The sequence below is a fragment of the Amycolatopsis sp. CA-126428 genome (assembly GCF_002904335.1).
Taxonomy (GTDB): domain Bacteria; phylum Actinomycetota; class Actinomycetes; order Mycobacteriales; family Pseudonocardiaceae; genus Amycolatopsis.
Genome location: NZ_PPHF01000180.1, coordinates 47,444 through 70,342 on the forward strand (window position 1 = coordinate 47,444; position 22,899 = coordinate 70,342).

A 22,899-nucleotide genomic window follows, 5' to 3' on the forward strand; every position below is an offset into this window, starting at 1 on the left:
CTTGATGAAGCGACTGCTTTCGCTGGTGGTCGCCGCACTGGTCGGGGGCGCCGTTCTCACGGCGTCCCCGGCCACCGCGGCCCCGCCGCTCACGCAGGCGGCAACCGGCACCGGCACCGGGTTCTGGCACGCCGCCGGCTCCCAGCTGGTCGACGCGACCGGCGCGCCGGTGCGGATGACCGGGATCAACTGGTTCGGCGCCGAGACCGGCAACTACTCGCCGCACGGGCTGTGGAGCCGCAACTACAAGGACATGCTCGACCAGATGGCCGGGCTCGGGTACAATACGCTCCGGCTGCCGTACTCGAACCAGCTGTTCGACGCCGGATCCAAGCCGGTCAGCATCGACGCCGTGCAGAACCCGGACCTGCAGGGCCTGTCCGGCCTGCAGGTGCTCGACAAGATCGTCGCCTACGCCGGCGTCAAGGGCATGCGCGTGCTGCTGGACCGGCACCGCCCGGATTCCGGTGCGCAGTCCCCGCTCTGGTACACCGGCGCGTACTCCGAAAGCCGGTGGATCTCCGACTGGACGATGCTGGCCCAGCACTACAAGGGCAACCCGACGGTGGTCGGCGCGGACCTGCACAACGAGCCGCACTCGATCCAGGGCGGCGGCGGGGCCTGCTGGGGCTGCGGCGACACCGCGACCGACTGGCGGCTCGCCGCCGAACGGGCCGGCAACGCGGTGCTCGCGGCGAACCCGGACTGGCTGATCGTCGTCGAAGGCGTCGACTGCGTCAGCGGCACCGGCGACCCGCAGTGCGGCTGGTGGGGCGGCAACCTCTCCGGGGCCAGGCAGTTCCCGGTGCGGCTGTCCAAACCGGACAAGCTGGTGTACTCGGCGCACGAGTACGCGACTTCGGTGTTCGCCCAGACCTGGTTCTCCGACCCGGCGTTCCCGGCGAACCTGCCCGCGCTGTGGGACCACTTCTTCGGCTACCTGCACAAGCAGAACATCGCGCCGGTGCTGCTCGGCGAGTTCGGCAGCACGCTCGCCGACCCGCGCGACAAGGTCTGGCTGCAGGAGCTGATGAAGTACGCGGGCACCGGCCCGTCCGGGATGAGCTTCACGTACTGGTCGTGGAACCCGAATTCGGGCGACACCGGCGGCATCCTCAACGACGACTGGACCACGGTCAACCAGACCAAGCAGGCGATCCTGCAGCCGTACCTGATCCCGCCGGTGGGCTCGGGCGGCGGCACGACCGACCCGCCGCCCGCGGCGAGCTGCGCGGTCACCTACCACGTCGACAACACCTGGCAAGGCGGGTTCACCGCCACGGTGACGTTGAAGAACACCGGCAGCTCGGCGCTGAAGAACTGGGCGCTCGGCTGGACCGTGCCGTCCGGGACGCAGATCACCGGCGGCTGGAACGCGACCGTCACGCAGACCGGGCAGCAGGCGAGCGCCAAGGCGCCCACCTGGGCGCCCGACCTGGCCGGCGGGGCCTCGGTCTCGATCGGCATCCAGGCGACCGGCGCCTCGACCGGCACGCCCGGCGGCTTCGCCGTCGGCGCGACCGCCTGCACCACCTGACCCACCCACCGAAGAAGACAAAGGAGCGCACTCGATGAGGAGTGAATTCTGGTCCCCGAAGAGGAAGTCACGGTTCGCCGTGGCGTCCTCGGTGACGGCGGCGGCCGTCACCGCCGGATTACTGGTGGCCGGGGGCAGTCCGGCGGGCGCCGCCACCGGCTGCAAGGTCACCTACACGGTCAACCAGTGGGACACCGGCTTCACCGCCAACGTCGCCGTGACCAACCTGGGTGACGCCGTCTCGTCCTGGAACGTCGAATGGGACTTCGGGGGCAACCAGCAGGTGCAGCAGGGCTGGAGCGCCACCTTCAGCCAGAGCGGCAAGCACGTGAGCGCGAAGAACCCGTCGTGGGGCGGGAACCTGGGCTCGAACGCCACGGCGAGCTTCGGCTTCAACGGCTCGTACTCGGGGACGAACGCGATCCCGACGTCGTTCTCGCTCAACGGCGCGCACTGCGACGGCACGCCCACGACGACCACGCCGACGACGCCGACCGTGACGACCACCCCGACGACCCCGACCACGCCCACCACGCCGACGACGCCCACGACCCCGACGACGGTCACCACGACGCCGCAGCCCGGGACCCACGTGGACAACCCGTACGCCGGGGCCAAGGGGTACGTGAACCCGGACTGGTCCGGCGAGGTGAGCGCGGCGGCCGCGGCCAAGGGCGGCACGCTCGGCGCGCAGATGGCCAAGGTGGCCAACACCTCGACCGCGGTCTGGCTGGACCGGATCGCGGCGATCGCCGGTACGGCGGACTCGCGCGGCCTGCGCGGGCACCTCGACGCGGCGCTGGCCCAGGCGAGCGGCGGGACGCCGGTGACGATCCAGATCGTCGTCTACGACCTGCCGAACCGCGACTGCGCGGCGCTGGCGTCCAACGGTGAGCTGAAGGCCGCCCAGAACGGCCTGGCCCGGTACAAGAGCGAGTACATCGACCCGATCGCGTCGATCATGTCCGACCCGAAGTACTCGTCCCTGCGGATCGTGGCGGTCGTCGAGCCGGACTCGCTGCCGAACCTGATCACGAACACCTCGATGGCGACCTGTGCGGAAGCGCAGTCCAGCGGGGTGTACACGCAGGGCATCCAGTACGCGCTGAACAAGCTGCACGCGATCTCCAACGTCTACAACTACCTGGACATCGCGCACTCGGCGTGGCTCGGCTGGGACAGCAACTTCCAGCCGTTCGTCAACCTGGTCAAGCAGGTGCTGCAGGGCACCACGGCCGGCGTGAACAGCGTCGACGGCTTCATCAGCTCCACGGCCAACTACACGCCGCTGACCGAGCCGAACCTGCCCGACCCGAACCTGAACGTCGGCGGGCAGCAGCTGAAGTCGGCGACGTTCTACCAGTGGAACCCGTACTTCGCCGAGATCCCCTTCGCCACGGCGATGTACAACGCGTTCGTGTCGGCGGGCCTGCCCAGCGGCATCGGCATGCTGGTCGACACCTCCCGCAACGGCTGGGGCGGCGCGGCCCGGCCGAGCGGGGCGTCGGGGTCCACTGTGGACGCCTACGTGAACTCGGGCCGGATCGACCGGCGGCTGCACCGCGGCAACTGGTGCAACCAGAGCGGCGCGGGCCTGGGTGTCCGGCCGACGGCGTCCCCGGCGGCGCACTTCGACGCCTACGTCTGGATCAAGCCGCCGGGTGAGTCCGACGGCGCGAGCCAGCAGATCCCGAACGACGAAGGCAAGGGCGCGGACCCGATGTGCGACCCGACGTTCCACGGGACGCAGCAGGCCAACGGCGGCAACCTGACCGGTGCCCTGCCGAACGCCCCGCTGTCCGGCAAGTGGTTCGAGGCCCAGTTCGAAGAGCTGGTCCAGAACGCCTACCCGGCGGTGCAGTAGTAGTGCGGTAAAGACCCCGGGCCGGGCGGTGCCGCGCAGCCGCCGCCCGGCCCGGCCTCCACCACGGCGGCCGCGGCCCGTCCCGCCGGGCCCGCCGCCGTGGTCCCGCCCGGACGCCTGAGGCGTCCGAGCGGGACAGCGGGATCCGGCCGGGGGTGACCCCGGGCCGGATCCCGCGGCGCGCACCTCCGGCGGTTTCAGCCGAGGTCCTTGCGGAAGCTCAGCCGGTCCAGGCCCGGCCCGTCGTGGTCGGGCTGGACCGGCACCCCATCGATGTCCTTCGGCCCTGGTTCGGTGACGAACCCCATCCGGGTGTGGAACGCGTGCGAACCCTTGTTTTCCGGCGACGTGATCGCCCGGACCACCGAGCGCCCGTGCGCGGCGCTGTCGGCGAAGAAGCGCTCGTACAGCGCCGCGCCGAGCCCGCGGCCGCGTTCGGCGGGCTCGACGCCGACGAAGTGGATGTAGCTCTCGGCCGGCCGCGACGGCGAGAGGAAGCCGATCAGGAACGCCACGATCCGGTCGTCCGCGGTGACCAGGAAGCTGCTGCCGGCGAAGTGCTGGAACATCAGCTTCGGCAGCAGCAGCGCGCGCTGGCGGGAGCCCGCCTCGCCGCCCAGGCCGCCCCACCAGCGGTCGAGGACGGCCAGCACCGGGAGGTGGTCGCCGGGCCCGGGGTGCCGGATCGCGTGGTGCCGCCAGGGGGCGGGCAGGGGAGTGACCATGCCCGGCACCTTGCCCGGTCCCGCCCGCGCCGACGAGCGGGTTTCCGGTCAGGGGACGAGCCGGTGCACCCCGATCAGCACCTGCTGCCAGACGGCGGCCGGATCGGCGCCCTGCTCGACCGACTTGAGCGCCGGCGCGATCACCGTCTCCTGGATCTTGCCGTCGCCCGGCCCCTTGTACTGCGGCTTCCCGACCTTGCGGGCCTGGGCGACGAAGACCTGGCCGCTCAGCGCCCCGCCGAAGTAGGCGTTCATCTCGCTGAGCAGGTCCGGGGAGGTGAAGGCGTCGACCTGGCTGGGGAAGTTCCCGCTCACCCGGAACGCGTGCAGCTGCTGCTCCGGCGCGGTCAGCCAGGCGGCGAGCGCGGCGGCTTCCTTCTGGTGCGGGCTCGAGGCCGGCACGGTGAGGTAGGAACCACCCCAGTTGCCGCCGCCGTCCGGGAAGGCGTCGGTGATCGCCCACTTGCCCGCGTTGCCGACCCCGGCCTGCTGTTCGATGATGCCGAGCATCCACGACGGACAGACCTTCGTCGCGAAGGCGCCGGTGCGCAGGCCGTTGTTGCCGTCGTCCTCGAAGGCGGTGAGCCCGGCCGACTGCCCTTGCTTCACCGCGGCGGTGACCTGGTTCCAGGCGTCCCTCAGCGCGGTGTTCGTCTCCAGCGTCGGATGGTTTTCGCGGTCGAGGTAGCCGACCGGGAGCTGGTTGACCTTGGCGTTGAAGATCTGCGCCGACGAGTCGAACCACGGCTTGCCGTGCGAGCGCTGGACGTACTTCTCGCCGGCCTTGAAGAAGCTGTCCCAGGTCGCGAACATCGTCTTCACCGAGCCCGGGTCGGTGGGCAGGTTGGCCGCTTCGAGCAGGTCCTTGCGGTAGCACATGGCCAGCGGGCCGATGTCCGTGCCGTAGCCGACGAGCTTGCCGTCCTTGCTGCGGCCCGCCTCGTACTTCCACTCCAGCCACCGGCCGGGTTTCACGTCGGGCGGGCCGACCTGGGCCAGGTTGGCGAACTTGTCCGCGAACGCGAGCACGTCGGCGAGGTGGCCCTCCTCGACGGCCTGGATGTCGGCGAGCTCCTGGCCCTTCTGCAGCTTGTCCAGCAGGTCCTGGTGGTACGGTCCGCCCTGCTCGGTCCGGACCTGGCGGATGGTGAGGCCGGGGTGGGTGAACTCGTAACCGGGGATGAGGTCCTCGTAGCCGAACTGGCCGAACGTCGACACCGTGAGCGTGATCCGCTCCGGCGTGCCCGGTCCGCATCCCCCGATCAGGAAGAGCAGGACGACGACGGCGGCGAAAGCCGGTTGTCTTCGGATCTGCCTCATGCGCGCGCACTCCCCATCCGCGGCACGCTCCCGGCCCCCATTGGCTGGGAGCGCTCCCGGGGCGAGTCTTGTTTCCCGGTGCGGCGGGTGTCAAGGTGCGCGACAGCGGGTGTCCGCGCGGACACGGACCGCGGGCTCCGGCCCCGGCGGTTTCGAGGCTCGTGGAGCCCGGACTCGTGGTGTGAAGGAAGGCTGCGATGAAGCGTCCGACGATCACCGACATCGCGAAGGAGGCCGGCGTCTCCAAGGGCGCGGTCTCCTACGCCCTCAACGGCCGCCCGGGCGTCTCGGAGGCCACCCGGCGGCGGATCACCGAGATCGCCCGGGAGCTCGGGTGGGCACCCAGCAGCACCGCCCGGGCGCTGTCCGGCGGCCGGTCCGGGGCGCTCGGCCTGGTGCTCGACCGGCCCCCGGAGGTGTTCGTCCCGGCCCTGCTCGACGGGTTCGAGGGCGAGCTGCTGGTGCAGGTCGCCGCCGGGCGCGACGCCGCGCTGGCCGTCTACCGCCGGTGGCGGGCCGAGCGGAAGGTCGACGGCGTGCTGCTCACCACGCCGGGCTGCGCGGCCGAGCTGGTGCGGATCGGCCTGCCGGCGGTCGTGCTCGGCGGCCCGGGCGGCGTGCCGGGGGTGCCTTCGGTGCTCGTGGACGACGTCACCGGGGCCGCCGAAGCGCTGGCGTACCTGGCGGCACTGGGGCACCGGCACGTGGTCCGCATCGCGGGTGCGGCGGTGTTCGCCGACCCCGCGGCGCGGCGGCGGGCGTTCACCACGGCGGCGACCGGCCTCCCGTACCCGGGCACCGTCCACCCCGAACCGTCGGCCGACGCGGTCCGCCGGGTGCTGGCCGCGCGCCCGCGGCCCACGGCGCTGCTGTGCGACACCGACGACCTGGCGGTGGCCGCGCTCGCGGCCGCGCGCGAACTCGGCCTGGCGGTGCCGAAGGACCTCTCGGTGGTGTCGTGGGACGACACCCCGCTCTGCCGGCTGGTCCGCCCCGCGCTCACCGCGATCCGGCGGCCGCTGGCCGAACTCGGCGCGCTCGCGGCCTCCGTGCTGCACGACGTGCTGGCGGGGGAGCGCCCCGGCGACGTCTGCGCCTCCCGGCCGCGGCTGATCACCCGCGGCAGCACCGGCCCGGCGAATCCGTGAAGGCCACCTCGGGGGACCCGGAGTCCCTCGAGGTGGCCGTCCCGGACTGTCCACTCAGGACGATTCAGGTGCCCTGGCACGTCGGCGACGGTGCCGCGCTGCCTCCCGTGGTGTTGACGACCAGCCCGAAGGTGGTCGTGCCGTCGGCCGCGACGGTGCCGTTCCAGTTGGCGTTGCGGACCGTGACCGCCGAACCGGACTGGCTCAGCGTGCCGTTCCACACGCTGGCGACCGTCTGGCCCGCCGGCAGGGTCCACCCGGCCTGCCAGCTCGTGAACGCCCGCGTGCCGTGGTTCATCACCGTCACCGTGGCCTGGTAGCCGCCGCTCCAGGTGTTGGTGACCTCGAACATCGCCATGCACGAGCTCGCCGGAGTCGTCGGGGTGGTCGGGGTCGTCGGCGTGGTGGGCGTCGTCGGGGTGGTGGGTGTGGTCGGGGTGGTGGGGGTCGTCGGGGTCGTGGGTGTGGTCGTCGTGCCGGTGCCCGGGTCCTTCACACCGGTGACCTCGCCGTGCCCGCCGTCGAAGGTGACGTCCGAGCAGCCGTAGAAGGTCTCGGCGCTGTCCGAGCGCTTCCACACCGAGTAGATGATGTGCCGGCCCGACTTGTTCGACGGCAGCGCGCCGCTCCACTTGTACTGGCCGTCCACCGTGCCGACCTGGCCGGTCACCGGCGGGTGGTCCACCGTCAGGAACGGCTGGTCCTCCAGCGAGTCCCAGGTGAGCGGCTGGTTCGGGTTCCACCCGTCCTTGGTCACGTAGGTGTAGAACCAGCCCGGGTGGGCCGCCCACGCGTTGTAGGAGAAGTCGAACTGCGCACCGGCGGTGAGGTGGGTCAGCGGCCAGTTGCCGACCCCGTCGAAGCCCGCGTAGTTCGGGTTCCCGCCCGAGCACAGCTTCCCGTCGGGGATGAACCCGCGGGTGCGCCCGGCGCCGTCGGAGCGCAGCACGCCGAACCAGTTGTACAGCGAATTGGCGCTGCTGACCGCCACCGCGGCCGCGCAGGCCGGGTTCTGGGGCTTGATCTCGCCCGTCGAGCTGAGCCCGTCCTGCCAGCACAGGAAGGTCCGGCTGCCCGGTTTCATCATGGCACCGTGCGCCTCGGCCGTCCCGGTGTTCAGCAGGATCGCGGTCAGGCTCGCCAGCAGCACGGTGACGGCGGCGAGGATGGTACTTCGTCTCCTGGTCACGTCAGTCCCTTCATTGGGTTGCGTGCGTCGAAGACTGGGAGCGCTTCCAAGGTCAGGATACGCGGTGGGGGTCACTTCCGGAACAGCCCGCGATGGCCGGGGCGGGGGCCTTGGCCTACGTTGGCGGGGGCTCCTCGAACGGGGCGCGCCGGTGGAGAAAGGCAGAGAGTGGACAGTCCGTCTTCGGTTCCCGCCTGGGTGCGGGCCGAACCCGCCCGGCTGCTCGGTTTCGCCCGCGGCGCGGCGCACCCGGCCGGGGGGTTCGCCTGGCTCGACGACGCCGGGCGGCCGGTGCTCGACCGGCCCGTCGAGACCTGGATCACCTGCCGGATGACGCACGTCTTCGCGCTCGAGTCGCTGCGGGGAGCGGACACCGGCGAGCAGGTCGCCCACGGCGTCGCGGCGCTCACCGGCCCGTTGCGGGACGCCGGGCACGGCGGCTGGTACGCCTCGACGGCCTTGACCGAGAAGCGGGCCTACGAGCACGCGTTCGTCGTGCTGGCGGCCGCGAGCGCCACCGCGGCCGGTGCCGAAGGCGCGGAACGGCTGCTGGGCGAAGCCCTCGAAGTCGTCGAACGCCGGTTCTGGGAGCCGTCGGCCGGGCTCGTCGCCGACGTCTGGGACCGCGGCTGGACCCGCCTGGAGGACTACCGCGGTGCCAACGCCAACATGCACACCGTGGAGGCCTTCCTGGCCGCCGCCGACGTCACCGGCGACCCGGTGTGGGCGGCGCGTGCGCTGTCCATTGTGGAGCGCCTGATCCACGGCGAAGCCCGCGCGCACGGCTGGCTGCTCCCGGAGCACTACGACCCGGACTGGCGCGTCCGGCTGGAGTTCAACCGCGCCGAACCGGCCCACCCGTTCCGCCCGTACGGGGCGACCATCGGGCACCTCTTCGAATGGGCGCGGCTGGCCGTCCACCTCGGACGGGCGCTCGGGGACGGCGCGCCGCCGTGGCTGGTGCCCGACGCCGCCGCGCTCTTCGAGGCGGCCGTCCGGTACGGCTGGGCCGTCGACGGGCGGCCGGGGTTCGTCTACACGACCGACTTCGCCGGGACGCCGGTGGTGCGCACCCGGCTGCACTGGGTGGTCACCGAGGCGATGGCCGCGGCGTGGACGCTGCACCAGGAAACCGGTGACCCGGCCTACCTCGACCGCTTCGGGGAATGGTGCGCGCACGCCGAAGCCTGCTTCGTCGACCGTGAACTCGGTTCGTGGCACCACGAACTCGACCCGGGCAACCGGCCCGCCGCGACGGTGTGGGCCGGCAAACCGGACGTCTACCACGCCTACCAGGCGACGGTGCTGCCGGATTTGCCGCCCGCGGCGTCGTTCGCCGGCGCGGTGATCACCCGCGGCTAGACTCGGGCGGACTCACCACCGCTCGCCGCCCCCTTCCGAGAAGGAGCACCATGTCGCCTTTCGCCGCGGCCGAAGACCGATACGCGGACATGCCTTACCGGCGGGCCGGGCGCAGCGGGCTGAAGCTGCCCGCCGTGTCGCTCGGCCTGTGGCACAACTTCGGCGACGACAAACCCCTCGACGTCCAGCGGGCCGTGCTGCGCCGGGCGTTCGACCTCGGGGTGACGCACTTCGACCTGGCCAACAACTACGGCCCGCCGCCCGGCTCGGCCGAGGCCAGCTTCGGGCGGCACTTCGCCGCCGACTTCCGCCCCTACCGCGACGAGATCCTGGTCTCGTCCAAGGCGGGCTACCTGATGTGGGACGGCCCCTACGGCGAGTGGGGCTCCCGCAAGAACCTCCTGGCGAGCCTCGACCAGAGCCTGGCCCGCACCGGGCTGGACCACTTCGACATCTTCTACTCGCACCGCCCGGACCCGGACACGCCGATCGAGGAGACGATGGGCGCGCTCGACACCGCCGTCCGGTCGGGGAAGGCGCTGTACGCGGGCATCTCGAACTACTCGCCGGAGCAGACCGAGGCCGCGCTCGCCGCGCTGGAGGAGCTGGGGACGCCGCTGCTGATCCACCAGCCGCGGTACTCGATGCTGGACCGCTGGGTCGAAGACGGCCTGCTCGACACCCTCGACTCCCGCGGCGTCGGCTCGATCGCGTACTCGCCGCTGAGTCAGGGCCTGCTGACCGACCGCTACCTCGACGGCATCCCGGCCGACTCCCGCGCGGCCGGCGCCAGCCCGTTCCTCACCGGCGACCGGCTGACCGAGGACACCCTGGCGACCATCCGCGCGCTGAACGAAGTCGCCGGGCAGCGCGGGCAGACGCTGGCCCAGCTGGCCATCGCCTGGGTCCTGCGCCGCGGCCGCGTGACTTCCGCGCTGATCGGCGCGAGCAGCGTCGCCCAGCTGGAGAACACCGTCGCGGCCACCGCGAACCTCGGGTTCACCGACGACGAGCTGGCCGGGATCGAGAAGGTCCTCGGCCGGTAGCCGGGACGCCTCAGCAGCCGATCCGGGAAGTGCCGACGGCGACGTCGTCGAACCACAGCGTGTCGGCGTCGCCGGCGTAGCTCTCCCAGCCGAGCCGCAGGTCGGTCAGGGCCGGGTGCCAGGACTTGGCGAGCCACTGCTGGTCGATGTCGGGCGTCGGCACGCCGTCGACGACGAGGCCGGGCACCTCGGTGGAGTTCAGCCACGTCCGCAGCTGTCCCGCGCCCCCGTCGACCTCGAACTCGAAGCACGACCAGGTGCCGGTGGCCAGGGGGACGCTCTGGGCCACCCCGGCCGGGCTCTGCGCGGGCAGTGTCGCGTCGTCGGACTCGCGGTTCCACTGCAGCGCCCGGTTCTGCCCGCCGGCGCGCAGGTCGCGGCCGCTGTCGGCGGTGTCGCGCATCGCCATGAAGGCGACGTGCCCGGTGGGCAGCGCCGTCGTGTGCCGGACCCAGAACCGGCCGAAGAGGTGGCCCGAGCCGACGCCGGTGAGGCTGGTGCCGAGGAAGGCGTGGTTGCAGTAGCCGCCCTGGCCGGCGACCTTGACCGAGCGGCCGCCCGAGTGCGCGACCGAGGTGTCGACGGCGACCGTGCCGGTGCCGGTGCAGTTGGCCGCGCCGACGGTCCACCGGCCGCCCGGGGTGCTGCCGGTCTGCTGCTCGAAGTCGTCGCAGATCGCGGCGCTCGCGCAGCCGGCGGGCGGCGGCCCGGACGTCGTCGTGGTCGGGGTGGTGGGCGTCGTCGGTGTCGTCGGTGTCGTGGGGGTGGTCGGCGTGGTCGAGGTCGGGGGCGCGGGGTCGCCGCAGGAGACGCCGTTGAGCGCGAAGTCCGTGGGCGTGTCGTTCGTCCCGCTGTAGGTGCCCTGGAGGCCGAAGGAAACCGAGCCGCCGGCGGGCAGTGCGCCGTTGTAGGACAGGCTCTGCGCGGTGACCGCGGTCCCGCTCTGGCGGACGGTGGCGTTCCACGCGGACGTGACGGACTGGTTCCCGGCGTAGTGCCAGGTGAGCGTCCAGGAGGAGACCGCGGTGGCGCCGTTGGTCACCGTGAGGTCGGCGGTGTACCCGGACTGCCACTGGTTGACGCGGTAGGCGACCGAGCACGCGGGTGCGGCGGCGGCCGGACCGGCCACGACGATCGCGGTGGTGCCCGCCGCGGCGAGGCAGAGCGCGGCCAGTGCGCCGGCGGTCCTGTTCATGGGGTGGCTCCTCCTCCGGACGCGGACAGGGGCGCCGTGGCCTGCACCACGACGCCCCTGGGGGGTGGCCGCGTTCTGGCGAGGCGACCTGGCATGGGAGCGCTTCCAGCCGCCGGAAAGGTAACCCCGGTGTGTCGCGCTTGTAAAGAGGGACCCGGACGCGGGCCCATCCGGTGGTCCGTTTTCCGCAGCCGGTGCGCCCGGCCTCGCCACTGAACGCTCCTGAACGGCCGAACTCGTTGGGGCGCAGGACATGTCCCGGTCGCAGTGCGCCACCGGTGTACGCGCCGGGACGCCGCCGTTGGGGTGGATTCCGAAAAATCCTTCCCAAGATCACGAACGGACTGCGGCGGCCAGAATTGGGAGCGCTCTCAGGCGGGACGCGAGGACTCGCCCGGCGGAAAGCCTTGTTGCGTACTCAACTTCTCGGAAATCACACGGTTCCCGCCCGCGTGACGAACTGGGCCGCCGCCGTCACGCTGCGGTAGGGTCGTCGTGGGGAGCCCCCGTACTCCGGAAATCGTTGGATGAACGATGAGTCGACAGGCCAAACCAGGGAGCAAGCCCTATCGAGCACAACTGCGGGACAGGCTGACCGCGTTGGGCTTTCCCGAGGAGGCGATCCCGGCCCAGGTGGCGAAGAACCTGATCGTCGAGTGCCGGATTCCGCCGCGCACCGCGTGGCGGCTGGCGTCCGAGCTCTCCCTGGACGTCGCGGCGCACCAGTACAACGCCGTCACCGGCGACCCCCGGGCGGGCATGCGCGGCACCCGGATCTGGGAGTACGAGCAGTGGCCCGACCGCGGGGTCCGGCCCACCGTCGCGGCGCTGCGGGTGCTGGCCAAGGTCTACGGCACCGGCTGGAAGTGCCTGCTGGGCCTGCGTGATCTCGAGCAGCTGCCGGCCAAGGACCTCGCCGAGTACCACGCCGATCCGGAGCCCGCGATCGTCGCGGCCCCCGAGCCCGCGGCGCCGCCGGCCCGCATCGCGGCCCGGGCGGACGAGGAGATCGGCGCCGGCGCCCTCGGCGACGCCATGCTGCTCACCCACACCAACGTGGACGATGCCCAGCTCGACGATCTGTGGGCGGACCTCGACTTCCTCGGTGGCGCCTACACCCGCATGGCGCCCGACTCGATCCTCGGCCAGCTCGCGGTGATCGCCGACCGGACCGCGTTCCTGCTGAAGGGGCGTCAGCGGCCGAAGCAGACGCAGGACCTCCTGCTCGTCGGGGCGAAGTCGAGCGCGATGATGGCCTGGATCGCCGGGGACCTGGGCCGGTACCGGCTCTCGCGCGAACTCAATTCCGCGGCCTGGCTCTACACCCAGTACGCCGACGACTTCCTCGCCCGGCGCTGGGTGCGCACGTCCCAGGCCCGGGTGGCGTTCTGGGCCGGGAACGGCATCGAGTCCGCTAAGCTCGCCGCCGACGGGCTCAACTACCAGGTGGGCGGGCGCCTCACGGACGCCCCGCTCATCCTCGCCGAGGCGCGCGGCTGGTCGTCGGTGCGGGCGGAGCGGCAGGTGCTGGACGCGATCGCGCGCTGGACGGCCATCGAGGACCCGGACCTGGGGGCCGGCGGGGAGGACAGCTTCTTCAACATCACGAAGGACCGGCGGCACTACATGGCGGGCAACGCGCTGCTTTCGGTCGGGCAGGCCTCGGCCGCGCTGCGCGAGTTCTCCACCGCCCGCGAAGCCTTCGAAATGCTGTCGACGGAAAACCGCTGGGAAGCCATGGATCCGATGATCCGGATCGACACGGGCCGCGCCCACCTGCTGCTCGACGACCTCGACGGCGCCGCCGCGCAGGTCGGACCGCTGCTGGAAGCGGGGGTGGGCAAGCAGCCGGACATGGTGCGCGCCATGCTGAAGCTGATGGTCACCGAGCTGGCCGCGCCGCGCTGGCGGTCGGCCACGACGGCCCGCACCATCGCCGAAGCACTCCAGGACGCCCACGCTTCGGCGCGGCCGTGACGCCAGACCCGACCCGGACGGAGGCGCCCGAGGTGGCACCGCACGACGTCTCGTGCCCGATGACCCCGTGCGCGGACTGGGCGTTCGAGGGGCACACCCGGCGGGACGTCGTCGTGGTCGCCGATCGCTTCGCGCAGTTCGCCCGGGAGGACCGGGTGTTCACGCTGTCGGGCCTGCTGGCCCTGCTCGGCCCCGGCGGTCCGGTGGTCCCGGGCTGCCACTGGATCGTCCACTTCGGCCAGGGCATCGACGCGACCGACGCCGAGCGGCTCGAAACCGCTTGCGAGAAGAGCGAAGGAACCGTGAGCCTCGCGGACCCGGCCACCTTCCGGCGGCCGTCCGAACCACCCGTCGTCGTCCACAAGGACCGGCCGGAGAACGTCCTGCTCGCCGGCGTGCACAGCCCCGCCCCCACGCACTGCCGGGCCGAGCTGCGGATCCACCGCGACAACGAGCTGGTCCTCGACCACCACACCGGCGAGCACGTGCAGGGCATCGTGATCATCGAGGCGATGCGGCAGATCTGCATCGCGCAGTTCGAGACCGCGATCCGCCCCGGGCTCTCCCCGGTGGCCTACGCCGGGGTGTGGAAGCGGATCGACCTGTCCTTCCAGGACTTCCTGTTCCCGCTCCCGGCCACGGTCGAGTCGCTGATCGTCGAGTCCGACCTCGACCGGGACACCCACCTCAAGTTCCGCGCCACGACGTCGGTGCGCCAGCAGGGGCGCACCGTGGCCACCGCCGGCATCGAGTACGCGATGATCGCCCAGGGGCGCGTCGGCACCCTCGAACGCCGCAAGGCCGGCCAGGCCACCCGGGCCTACCTCGGCTGAGCCGCGGCCGGCCCCGAACCGGAAGGGAAACCACTCCACGATGTCCGACCTGCAGCAGCAGGACCGCTCCGCGTCCTTCGCCCAGGGCCTGAAACTCATCCAGCAACTCGGCGGGACCGACCGGCCGGCCGTGCTGGACCTGTTCGAGAGCATCGGGGAGGCCGAGTTCGGCGAGCAGTGCGTCGGGTTCATCTACGGCGACGTCTACCACCGGCCCGGCCTGCCGTTGCCGGAGCGGCAGCTGGCGACCGTCGCCGCGCTCACCGCGCTCGGCTACGCCGGTTCGCAGCTGCAGTTCCACGCCAAGGCCGCGCTCAACGTCGGCTGCACCCGACGCCAGCTGATCGAGGCCGTGATCCACGTCAGCTCGTTCGCCGGCTTCCCGGCCACGCTCAACGCCCTGGGGGCCCTGAAGGCGGCCTTCGCGGGCCTGCCCGACGAGGAGCCGGTACCGGCCGAAGAGGTCGCCGAAGTGCCGTGGGCGGGCATCGAGGACCGCTACGAGCGCGGCCTGGCCGCGATGCGGGCCGTCGACGGCGAGGCGGGGGAGAAGGTCGCCGCGGGCCTGCGGGACATCGCCCCGGACCTGGCCGCCTACATCGTCGAATTCACCTTCGGCGAGATCTACACCCGGCCGCACCTGAGCCTGCGCCACCGCGAGATCGTCACGATCGCCGCCTGCGTCGCCCTGGGCACCGCGCTGCCGCAGCTGAAGGTGCACATCCACGGGCTGCTCAACGTCGGCGGCACCGAGCAGGAGGCCGTGGAAACCGTGCTGCACCTGGCGTTCTACTGCGGCTTCCCGGCCGCGCTCAACGCCATCGCGGCCGCGCGGGAAGTGTTCGCGCAGCGGTGAGCCGGTTCGAAAAGCTGCGCGTGGTCGCGCTCGACTGCGACGGCGTGCTCATCGACGACACCTACCTGGCCATGATCGCCCGGTTCGTCACCGAGCACGGCGGGCGCTACGACGCCGCGGCCGAGCGGGACGTCATCGGGCTGCGCGACATCGTCGTCGCCGAAAAGATCACCCGCCTCTGCGGTCTGGACCAGCCGGCCGAGCAGACGCTGAAGCAGCTGTGGGCCGCGCGGCAGGACTACCTGGCCGAGCACCCGATCCGGGTGGCGGAAGGCGCGCGGGACTGCCTGGAGGCGCTGGCGAAGCTCCCCGTGCGGCTGGTCTGCTACGGCGGCCGGACCCGCGAGCACACCTTCGACCGGTACCTGGGTGACTTCGCGGACCTCCTCGATCCCGAGGTGGGTTACGTGAGCATCAACGAGCACCGCCCGGGAGTCGACCACATCACGCGGACCGTGCTCGGCGTCGCCTTCGACGAAATCGTGTTCGTCGACGACGTCAGCCGGGTCGCCGAGGACGCCCGCGCGCACGGCGCCGGGTTCGTCGGGTTCCCGTCGAGCCCCGCCCACGCGCGGCAGCGGGAGTTCATGGCCGCCCTCGGCGTCCGCCACTTCGCGACCTCGCTCGCCGGACTCACCCCGGAACTGCTGGCGGCCGTCGACGGCGAGCTCGCGGCTTCGACACACTGGCCGCGGTGAGGAGTGTCCCCGACCTCTTGGAGCTGCTGTGAAGTTCTTTTCCCTGCCCCGCCCCGGCGCCGGGCTCGTCCTGGGCGAGCGGGACGTGCCCGAGCCCGGTCCCGGCCAGGTCCTGGTCCGGCTGCGCGGGTGGGCGGTCAACGCCCGTGACCTGATGATCCTCAAGGGCTTCTACCCGAAGCCGGTGAAGCCCGACGTGATCCCGCTGTCCGACGGCGCGGGCGAGGTCGTCGCGGTCGGGGCCGGGGTGCGGGCCTGGACCACGGGCGACCGGGTGGCGGCGACGTACTTCCCGGACTGGCTGGCCGGTCCCGGCACGCCCGAGAAGACCGCGGACGACCTGGGCGGCACCCTCGACGGCGTGCTCGCGGAGTACGCCGTCTTCGCCGAGAACGCCTTGGTCGCGGTGCCCGCGCACCTCGACTACGCCGAAGCGGCCACGCTGCCCAGCGCCGGCGTGACGGCGTGGCGCGCCGTCGTGGAGGAAGGCCGGCTGACGCCGGGGCAGACCGTGCTCACCCTCGGCAGCGGCGGCCTGTCCACGTTCGCGCTGCAGTTCGCCGCGCTCGGCGGCGCCCACGTCGTCTCGACGTCCGGCTCGGACGAGAAGCTCGAGCGGCTGCGCGCGCTCGGGGCGGCCGAGACGCTCAACCACGCGACCACCCCGGAGTGGGGAGCGGCGGTGGCCGAGCTGACCGGCGGCGGTGTCGACCACGTCGTCGACGTCGGTGGCGGCGGCACGATCGGCCAGTCGATGCTCGCCGCGCGGTACGGCGGGCACGTCAGCGTGGCCGGCGTCCTGACCCACGAAGGCGCCGCCGACCCGATCCTGGTGCTGGTCAAGCAGCTGACCCTGCGCGGCCTCACCAACGCCTCCCGAGAGACGTTCCGGGCGATGAACCGGGCGATCGAGCGGACCGGCCTGAAGCCGGTGATCGACCGCCGGTACGCCTTCGACGAGGTGGCCGAGGCGCTCATGCACCTGGAGTCCCGGACCCACGTCGGGAAGGTCGTGCTGGAGAGTGCCTGAGCCGGCGCTGTCCGCCGGGTAACTTTTGCCCGCCCGGGTGGGTATTTTCGGTACCTCTTCAGCGTGTTTGCGCAGCTCAGCAGGGTTGTGTACAGCCGAAAAAGTCCCCTTTGGGCAGGAATGGCGGCTGCCGTCGGCAGCGGGAAGAGTGGACCTCACCGGGGACGTCGCCCCGAGCAGGCTGCGGCTGCTCGGGGCCGAGGCCCCGGACTGGGGGCGCGGGGAGGGGGTTTCAACCGCCTGGGGGTGGGTTGAAACCCCCTTCGCCCGCGCGTGTGCCGCCGCCGGTCGTGAGTGGTAAGGAGGGTTCTAACCCTCCTTACCACTCACGACCAGCCGCGGCAGACCGGCTCACGAGGTCGTGCAGGACCGGCCGTTGAGCGAAATCGCGCCCGGCCGGGAGTTCACCATCCCCGAACTCCCGGTGAAGCCGAACTCCGCGCTCCCACCCGCCGGAATGGCCCGGTTCCAGCCGGCGTCCACCGCCGTCACCGCCGCGCCGCTCTGGGTGACCTGCGCGTTCCACGCCTGCGTCACCTTCTGGCCGTCGGCGAACGTCCAGGTCACCGTCCACCCGGTCACCGCTGCGGTGCCGGTGTTGCCCACCTTCACCGAAGCCTGGAAGCCGCCCTGCCACGAGTTGGTGACCGTGTAGGCCGCCGTGCAGGACCCCGACGGCACCGGGGTGGTGGTCGTCGTCGGTGTGGTGGTGGTCGTGGTCGGCGGAGTCGTGGTGGTCGTGGTCGGCGTGGTGCTCGTCGGCGGCGGTGGCTCGCTGCCCCCGGACTCGCCCACGATCACCCCGCGGCCGTTCGTGCCCACGTAGACCCGGCCGTACACGCGCGGATCGCCGGTCAGCGCCGCCCCGATGTTGCCGTACTGGTGCCGGTCGTCGTTGATCCGCGTCCACGAAGCTCCCGCGTCGTCCGAGCGGAAGATCCCGCGCACGCCGCCGACGTTGGCGATCGTGTACAACGCCGCATACGTCCGGCCGGGCGCGGCCTTGCCGAACCCGATGTTGTCGGCTTCGGCGACGTTCGCCAGTTTCGTGAAGGACGCTCCGGAATCAGTGGAGTGCCACAGGCCGTACGCCGTGCCGGAGCCGCCGGCCAGCCAGATGTCCCCGGCCACGCCCGGCATCGCCTTGAAGTGCGCGGAGCCGGCGGGCAGCCCGGTGGCCGCGGTCGCGGTGAAGTTCGCGCCGCCGTCGGTGCTGACGTAGAACCTGCCCGCCGCGAACCCGTAGAACCGCTTCGGGTCGACCCGGTCGGACTCGACCACCGCGCCGGCCGGGAGGCCCGCCGACGCCGTCCACGAGGAGCCGAAGCCGACGGAGTAGCTGACGTTCGCGCCGTCCGGGCTCCAGACGAACCGGCTGCCGTCGGCGGCCGCGGCGACCGTGCCGCCGCTGGCGTTCCCGCCCGGCTCCGCGCCCTGGAACCAGTTCTTCCCGCCGTCGGTGGAGAAGGCGATCCGGTTGTCGTTCGGTCGCGCGGACCGGTCGAGCGTGCCGGTGCGCACGATCGTCGCCGGGGTCAGTTCGGCGTAGTCGAGGCTGGTGGTCGTGGTGAACACCGGCTGGGTGAACATGGTGGCCGGGACCGCGTCGAGGCTGTCGTGCCGGAACCCGCCGATGTCACCGAGGCCGGACAGCAGGGGCGCGCCCGAGGGCGGGCTGATCAGGTCGAGCACCGCGGTCTCTTCGAGGCCGCCGACGACCGGCTTGATGGTGATCTTCCCGCCGCTGTCCCACTTCGTGAGGTCGGACGTGCCGTAGATCGTCGCGCCGGTGCCGTAGAGCAGGTGGTTCGAGTCGAAGGGGTCGATCTCCACCGACTCGGTCATCCAGCCGAGCTTGGGCGAGGGCACCGGGGGAGCGGCTTGGACGCCGAAGGTCAGCCACGGCACCGAGGAGATGTCCTGCGTGTAGCGCAGCGACCGGTCGGGGTAGCTCGAGAAGTCCCAGATCCGGGTCCAGGTGGCGCCGCCGTCGGTGCTGCGGAAGAAGATCACGTCCGGCCACCACGACACCTGCGTGGCCACCATCAGCGTGTTCGGGTGCTGCCGGTCGATCGTCAGCCCGCTGTAGCCGAAGTAGTCGTCACTGCTGTCGGAGGGAATCGGGCTGATCCGCGTCCAGCCGCCGGTCTTCGTGGCGTACTTCCAGACGTCGCCCTTCGCGCCGTCGTAGGGGCCGCCGGTGTCGCTGGTCGCGAGGTAGAGGTAGCCGCCGGCCGGGTCGACGACGCCCTTGTGCGCCAGGAACCCGGTGGGCTGGCCGGCCAGCCGCGCCCACGTCGTGCCGCCGTCGGTGCTGCGGTAGACGGTGTTCTGCTTGTCCGCGACACCGGCGTAGATCGTCTGCGTGGTGCTCCCGCGGGTGCCGGTCGACGGGTCGAACGTCACCCAGGTGACGCCTTCGATGTCGCTGGAGTAGCCCGTCGTGTCGTTCGGGTCGGGCGCGTAGTTGCCCGGGTTGGGGAAGCTGGTCACCTTCGCCCAGGTGACGCCGGAGTCCGTGCTGCGCCACAGCCCGTTCCCGCTCGGCGCGCCGAGGTAGAGGACGCTGCCCCGGTTCGGGTCGATCGCGAGCCGCTCGCCCATGCCGCGGCCGGGCATGTTGCCGCCGAGCTTGAACGGCAGTGCCGCCGCCTGCCAGGTGGCGCCGCGGTCGGCCGAGCGCAGGATGGCGCCGTTGTTCGGGTCCCAGCTGTTGGTGTACATCCCGGCGGCGACGTAGACGCGGTTCGGGTCGACCGCGTCGGTGGCGAGGCTGACGACACCGTTGTGCCCCCAGTCGGTCCAGCCGACCGAGTCCAGCAGCGGCAGCCAGCGGCCGGTGGCGGTGTTCCACCGGTACGCCCCGCCGATGTCGGTGCGGGCGTAGACCAGCCCGGGTTCGGTCTGGTTGAAGACGATCCCGGGGACGAACCCGCCGCCGGCGATCTCCGCGTTGCGCCACGTCGTGGTGGCGGCCGCCGGTGCGGCCGGGGAGGCCGGTGCGCCGGCGGTGACCGCGACGACGGCGGGCACGAGAACGGCGAGCGCACTGGCGAGCAGGCGTCTCGCTGACCGGAACCCGGCGGGGGAATGAGTTTCTGGCACGACGTTGTGCACCTCTGCCTCCACACTCTGGGAGCGCTTCCAGGGGGACGGTAAACCAGCGTTCGGAGCGTTGTAAAGCGTTCGACGATTTCGGCGATCCACACTGTCCACAGTGGATCAGAGGTGTGATGCGACCCGGCTTCGTGTTCGCCGGGTGCCGGTTTTGCCGGAATCACATACGTGAATGACGATCAGGTGTCTGAATTGTTATCGCGGATCTTCTTGCCCGCCATTTTCCGGCGTGTGAGTGTGGTGGCCGCTGGCTGGACTGGACCTACGCTCGACTGCACTCAAGAAAGAGGCGACCCGGCAATGACCGATCAGTCAAGTACACAGACAGCGTCGGCGCGGCACATCGGCCGAACAACGTTGTACTTCTTCGGCGCGCTCGGCGGCATCCTCTTCGGCTACGACCTCGGCGTGATCTCCGGGGTGCTCCCGTTCATCGGGAAACTGTGGGCGCTGACCAGCTGGGACAAGGGCGTGATCACCGCCAGCCTGTCGGTCGGTGCGATCGTCGGCGCGCTGTTGTCCAGCCGCACCAACGAAGCCCTCGGCCGGCGCCGCACGATCATGGTCGCCGCGGGCATCGTCATCGTGGGCACGCTGGCGGCGAGCTTCTCGCCGACGTTCGTGCTGCTGGTGCTCTCGCGCCTGATCATCGGGCTGGGGATCGGGCTTTCCTCGTCGACCGTCCCGACCTACCTGTCCGAACTGGCCCCGGCGAAGTGGCGGGGCGCGATGGGGGCGCTCAACCAGATCTTCATCGTGCTGGGCATCCTGATCGCGTTCCTGGTCAGCTACTGGCTCGGGCCGATTTCGGCGTGGCGCTGGATGTTCGCCGGCGCGATCGTGCCCGCGGTGATCCTGCTCATCGGGCTGGTGTTCCTGCCGGAGACGCCGCGCTGGCTGGTCAAGAACGGCCAGGAGGACGAGGCGCGGCGGGTCCTGGCCAGCGCGCACGGCAGCACCGTGAACCTGGACGAGGAGATCGCGACCATCCACGAGGTCATCCGGCTCGACACCGAGGAGAAGCCGCGCATCCGCGACCTGTTCTCCGGCTTCGTGCGGCCGATGATCGTCGTGGCGCTGCTGCTCGCGATCGGCCAGCAGTTCAGCGGCGTCAACGCGATCAACGCCTACTTCCCGACGATGCTCATCGGGCTCGGCTTCGCCACCCAGGCGGCGCTGCTGTCCGGCGTGCTGCTGGGCGTGACGAAGTTCCTGTTCACCGCGTGGGTCGTGTTCGTGGTGGACCGCTGGGGCCGCAAGCCGCTGCTGCTCATCGGCAACGTCATCATGGTGGTCACGCTGGTGGCGGCCGGCCTGGTCGTGCTGAACGTCCACGACACCGGCACGCGCGGCCTGCTGATGCTGGTGATGATGGTGCTCTACCTGGTCGGGTACGAACTGGGCTGGGGCGCGGTCGTCTGGGTGATGATGTCCGAGGTGTTCCCGCTGAAGTACCGGGCGACCGGCATGGGCGTCAGCAGCGTGGTGCTGTGGGCGGCGACGGGCATCGTGAGCGCGGTGTTCCCGATCATCTCCGACCCGAAGTCCCTCGGCATCGGCGGCTCGATGTTCCTGTTCGCCGGGGTGAACGTGGTGCTGTTCGTGCTCACCAAGTGGCTGGTCCCGGAGACCAAGGGCCGCAGCCTGGAGCAGATCGAACTCGACCTGCGGGCCCGGCAGGGCGTCGCGGTCAAGAGCTGACCCCGGGGGGTCGAACACCGGCGGGGCACGGATTCGTCCGTGTCCCGCCGGTTCAGTGCGCGGGCACGGCGGCGAGGCCGAGCTTGCCCGCCAATCGCCCGATCCAGGCTTCGACCTCGTCCGGCGCGCGGTCGGGAAGGCCGAAGATCGTCTCGGTCACGCCCAGGGAATCCAGGTGCGCCAGGCGTTCCGGGTCCGGCCGCTCGCCGAGCGCGCAGATCAGCGGAGCACCTTCGCGCCCTTCGGCGCCCCAGATCTCCTTGAGCAGCGCCACGTGCCCGTCCAGGTCGGTGTCGGCCGGCGTGGTGAGCCAGCCGTCCGCGTGGCGGGCGATCCAGCGGAACGTCTTCTCGGTCGGGCCCGCGCCGAGCAGCACCGGGATGTGCGCCTGGACCGGCTTCGGCCAGGCCCAGCTCGGTCCGAAGGAGACGAACTCCCCGGCGTAGGCGGCTTCCTCCTGCGTCCACAGTGCCCTCATCGCCTCGAGGTACTCGCGCAGCGCGGTGCGGCGGCGGTTCCCCGGCACGCCGTGGTCGGTCAGCTCGTCGACGTTCCAGCCGAAGCCGGCGCCGAGGGTGACCCGGCCGCCGGAGAGGTGGTCGAGGCTGGCGATCGTCTTGGCGAGGGTGATCGGGTCGCTCTCCGCCGGCAGGGCCACGGCGGTCGAGAGCCGGATGCGCGAAGTGACCGAGGCTGCCGTCGCCAGCGCGACCCACGGGTCGAGCGTCCGGCTGTAGCGGTCGTCGGGCAGCGACGCGTCCCCGGTGCGCGGGTGCGGTGACTCGCGCTTCACCGGGATGTGGGTGTGTTCGGGGACGTAGAAGGTCGAGAACCCCGCGGCTTCCGCGGCGCGCGCCGCGGCCGCCGGGGTGATCCCCCGGTCGCTGGTGAACAGCACTGTTCCGTAGTCCACCCGGGGAGCGTATTAGAACGTGTTTCAGTTTTCAAGCCGTCTCGGGAGTACGAAAAGTAATGACGGCAACCGCGGAGAGTAACATTGTGCTCCGATCGAGCGATGGTGGAAGTGGCCCGGGTAAGCAGGCAGGGAGCAGAGTGCCGCCCGCCGGGTGCGGCATGGTGGACGGATCCGAAACGATCGCGACGCGGAGGCAGCGTGACCGGTACATTCCTTTGTGGACGGACGGTGTCCCAGTCCGTGGACGCGCCCGCGGGGCGGGATGGCGTGCGCGGGCCCGGTTCCGATACCGTGGACCACAGGCCGAGAGGCGCTGCAACGGACCACGGGGTCCGCCACGCTCGGCCGGGAATGACCAACCAAGGGCGCCTCCCGATCGAGGGAG

17 protein-coding genes and 1 riboswitch are annotated in these 22,899 nt (G+C 71.6%); of the genes, 11 read left to right on the forward strand and 6 right to left on the reverse strand.

What is annotated here, in order from left to right; genetic code table 11:
* Window positions 1–4 precede the first annotated feature (4 nt).
* Both C2L58_RS46130 and C2L58_RS46135 read left to right on the forward strand, forming a co-directional pair.
* On the forward strand, window positions 5–1,537 hold the full coding sequence (locus tag C2L58_RS46130; RefSeq protein ID WP_103343947.1) for a cellulase family glycosylhydrolase: 1,533 nt from the start codon (window positions 5–7) through the stop codon (window positions 1,535–1,537).
* Window positions 1,538–1,571: 34 nt separating this feature from the next.
* Complete coding sequence (locus tag C2L58_RS46135; RefSeq protein WP_199191754.1) at window positions 1,572–3,401, forward strand: glycoside hydrolase family 6 protein; 1,830 nt, start codon at window positions 1,572–1,574, stop codon at window positions 3,399–3,401.
* 197 nt (window positions 3,402–3,598) lie between these two features.
* On the opposite strand, the gene C2L58_RS46140 is transcribed toward C2L58_RS46135, so the two are convergent.
* Both C2L58_RS46140 and C2L58_RS46145 read right to left on the reverse strand, forming a co-directional pair.
* Entirely contained in the window at window positions 3,599–4,126 is a 528-nt protein-coding gene (locus tag C2L58_RS46140) for a GNAT family N-acetyltransferase (RefSeq protein ID WP_103343949.1), read from the reverse strand.
* Window positions 4,127–4,174: 48 nt separating this feature from the next.
* Window positions 4,175–5,446, reverse strand: coding sequence for an ABC transporter substrate-binding protein (locus tag C2L58_RS46145; protein ID WP_103343950.1), 1,272 nt, complete (start codon window positions 5,444–5,446; stop codon window positions 4,175–4,177).
* A 197-nt stretch (window positions 5,447–5,643) separates the two neighbouring features.
* Here C2L58_RS46145 and C2L58_RS46150 point away from each other — a divergent pair, with 197 nt between their 5' ends.
* On the forward strand, window positions 5,644–6,594 hold the full coding sequence (locus C2L58_RS46150) for a LacI family DNA-binding transcriptional regulator (protein ID WP_103343951.1): 951 nt from the start codon (window positions 5,644–5,646) through the stop codon (window positions 6,592–6,594).
* A gap of 64 nt (window positions 6,595–6,658) precedes the next feature.
* Here C2L58_RS46150 and C2L58_RS46155 read toward each other — a convergent pair whose 3' ends face one another.
* Complete coding sequence (locus C2L58_RS46155) at window positions 6,659–7,783, reverse strand: lytic polysaccharide monooxygenase (RefSeq protein ID WP_103343952.1); 1,125 nt, start codon at window positions 7,781–7,783, stop codon at window positions 6,659–6,661.
* 168 nt (window positions 7,784–7,951) lie between these two features.
* Here C2L58_RS46155 and C2L58_RS46160 point away from each other — a divergent pair, with 168 nt between their 5' ends.
* Entirely contained in the window at window positions 7,952–9,145 is a 1,194-nt protein-coding gene (locus tag C2L58_RS46160) for an AGE family epimerase/isomerase (protein ID WP_103343953.1), read from the forward strand.
* A 50-nt stretch (window positions 9,146–9,195) separates the two neighbouring features.
* Window positions 9,196–10,191, forward strand: a complete 996-nt coding sequence (locus C2L58_RS46165) for an aldo/keto reductase (protein ID WP_103343954.1) — start codon at window positions 9,196–9,198, stop codon at window positions 10,189–10,191.
* 10 nt (window positions 10,192–10,201) lie between these two features.
* Here C2L58_RS46165 and C2L58_RS51430 read toward each other — a convergent pair whose 3' ends face one another.
* Window positions 10,202–11,386 (reverse strand): cellulose-binding domain-containing protein, encoded by a 1,185-nt coding sequence (locus C2L58_RS51430; RefSeq protein ID WP_103343955.1) that lies wholly within the window; start codon window positions 11,384–11,386, stop codon window positions 10,202–10,204.
* 600 nt (window positions 11,387–11,986) lie between these two features.
* Here C2L58_RS51430 and C2L58_RS46175 point away from each other — a divergent pair.
* Genes C2L58_RS46175 through C2L58_RS46195 form a run of 5 tightly spaced genes read left to right on the forward strand, consistent with a single transcriptional unit; the run spans window position 11,987 to window position 16,780 of the window.
* Complete coding sequence (locus tag C2L58_RS46175; RefSeq protein ID WP_103343956.1) at window positions 11,987–13,363, forward strand: hypothetical protein; 1,377 nt, start codon at window positions 11,987–11,989, stop codon at window positions 13,361–13,363.
* A 32-nt stretch (window positions 13,364–13,395) separates the two neighbouring features.
* Window positions 13,396–14,196, forward strand: coding sequence for an AfsA-related hotdog domain-containing protein (locus tag C2L58_RS46180; protein ID WP_103343957.1), 801 nt, complete (start codon window positions 13,396–13,398; stop codon window positions 14,194–14,196).
* Window positions 14,197–14,236: 40 nt separating this feature from the next.
* Entirely contained in the window at window positions 14,237–15,052 is an 816-nt protein-coding gene (locus C2L58_RS46185) for a carboxymuconolactone decarboxylase family protein (RefSeq protein ID WP_103343958.1), read from the forward strand.
* A complete protein-coding gene (locus C2L58_RS46190; RefSeq protein WP_103343959.1) occupies window positions 15,049–15,750 on the forward strand; it encodes an HAD family hydrolase in 702 nt (233 codons plus the stop codon). The genes C2L58_RS46185 and C2L58_RS46190 overlap by 4 nt, the downstream gene beginning before the upstream one ends.
* Window positions 15,751–15,778: 28 nt before the next feature.
* Complete coding sequence (locus C2L58_RS46195; protein ID WP_103343960.1) at window positions 15,779–16,780, forward strand: zinc-dependent alcohol dehydrogenase family protein; 1,002 nt, start codon at window positions 15,779–15,781, stop codon at window positions 16,778–16,780.
* Window positions 16,781–17,131: 351 nt separating this feature from the next.
* Here C2L58_RS46195 and C2L58_RS46200 read toward each other — a convergent pair whose 3' ends face one another.
* On the reverse strand, window positions 17,132–19,897 hold the full coding sequence (locus C2L58_RS46200; RefSeq protein WP_103343961.1) for a cellulose binding domain-containing protein: 2,766 nt from the start codon (window positions 19,895–19,897) through the stop codon (window positions 17,132–17,134).
* Window positions 19,898–20,197: 300 nt separating this feature from the next.
* On the opposite strand from C2L58_RS46200, the gene C2L58_RS46205 reads away from it, so the two are divergent.
* Entirely contained in the window at window positions 20,198–21,598 is a 1,401-nt protein-coding gene (locus tag C2L58_RS46205; protein ID WP_103343962.1) for a sugar porter family MFS transporter, read from the forward strand.
* Window positions 21,599–21,650: 52 nt separating this feature from the next.
* On the opposite strand, the gene C2L58_RS46210 is transcribed toward C2L58_RS46205, so the two are convergent.
* Window positions 21,651–22,511, reverse strand: coding sequence for an LLM class F420-dependent oxidoreductase (locus C2L58_RS46210; protein WP_103343963.1), 861 nt, complete (start codon window positions 22,509–22,511; stop codon window positions 21,651–21,653).
* Window positions 22,512–22,813: 302 nt separating this feature from the next.
* Window positions 22,814–22,892: riboswitch (S-adenosyl-L-homocysteine riboswitch) on the forward strand.
* Window positions 22,893–22,899: the final 7 nt, after the last annotated feature.

Bases quoted from the DNA above. Each gene is read 5' to 3' on its own strand.
- C2L58_RS46135 (WP_199191754.1), top strand. From the start codon at position 1,572: ATGAGGAGTGAATTCTGGTCCCCGAAGAGGAAGTCACGGTTCGCCGTG.
- C2L58_RS46205 (WP_103343962.1), top strand. From the start codon at position 20,198: ATGACCGATCAGTCAAGTACACAGACAGCGTCGGCGCGGCACATCGGC.
- C2L58_RS46185 (WP_103343958.1), top strand. From the start codon at position 14,237: ATGTCCGACCTGCAGCAGCAGGACCGCTCCGCGTCCTTCGCCCAGGGC.
- C2L58_RS51430 (WP_103343955.1), bottom strand. From the start codon at position 11,386: ATGAACAGGACCGCCGGCGCACTGGCCGCGCTCTGCCTCGCCGCGGCG.
- C2L58_RS46150 (WP_103343951.1), top strand. From the start codon at position 5,644: ATGAAGCGTCCGACGATCACCGACATCGCGAAGGAGGCCGGCGTCTCC.
- C2L58_RS46145 (WP_103343950.1), bottom strand. From the start codon at position 5,446: ATGAGGCAGATCCGAAGACAACCGGCTTTCGCCGCCGTCGTCGTCCTG.
- C2L58_RS46130 (WP_103343947.1), top strand. From the start codon at position 5: ATGAAGCGACTGCTTTCGCTGGTGGTCGCCGCACTGGTCGGGGGCGCC.
- C2L58_RS46165 (WP_103343954.1), top strand. From the start codon at position 9,196: ATGTCGCCTTTCGCCGCGGCCGAAGACCGATACGCGGACATGCCTTAC.
- C2L58_RS46140 (WP_103343949.1), bottom strand. From the start codon at position 4,126: ATGGTCACTCCCCTGCCCGCCCCCTGGCGGCACCACGCGATCCGGCAC.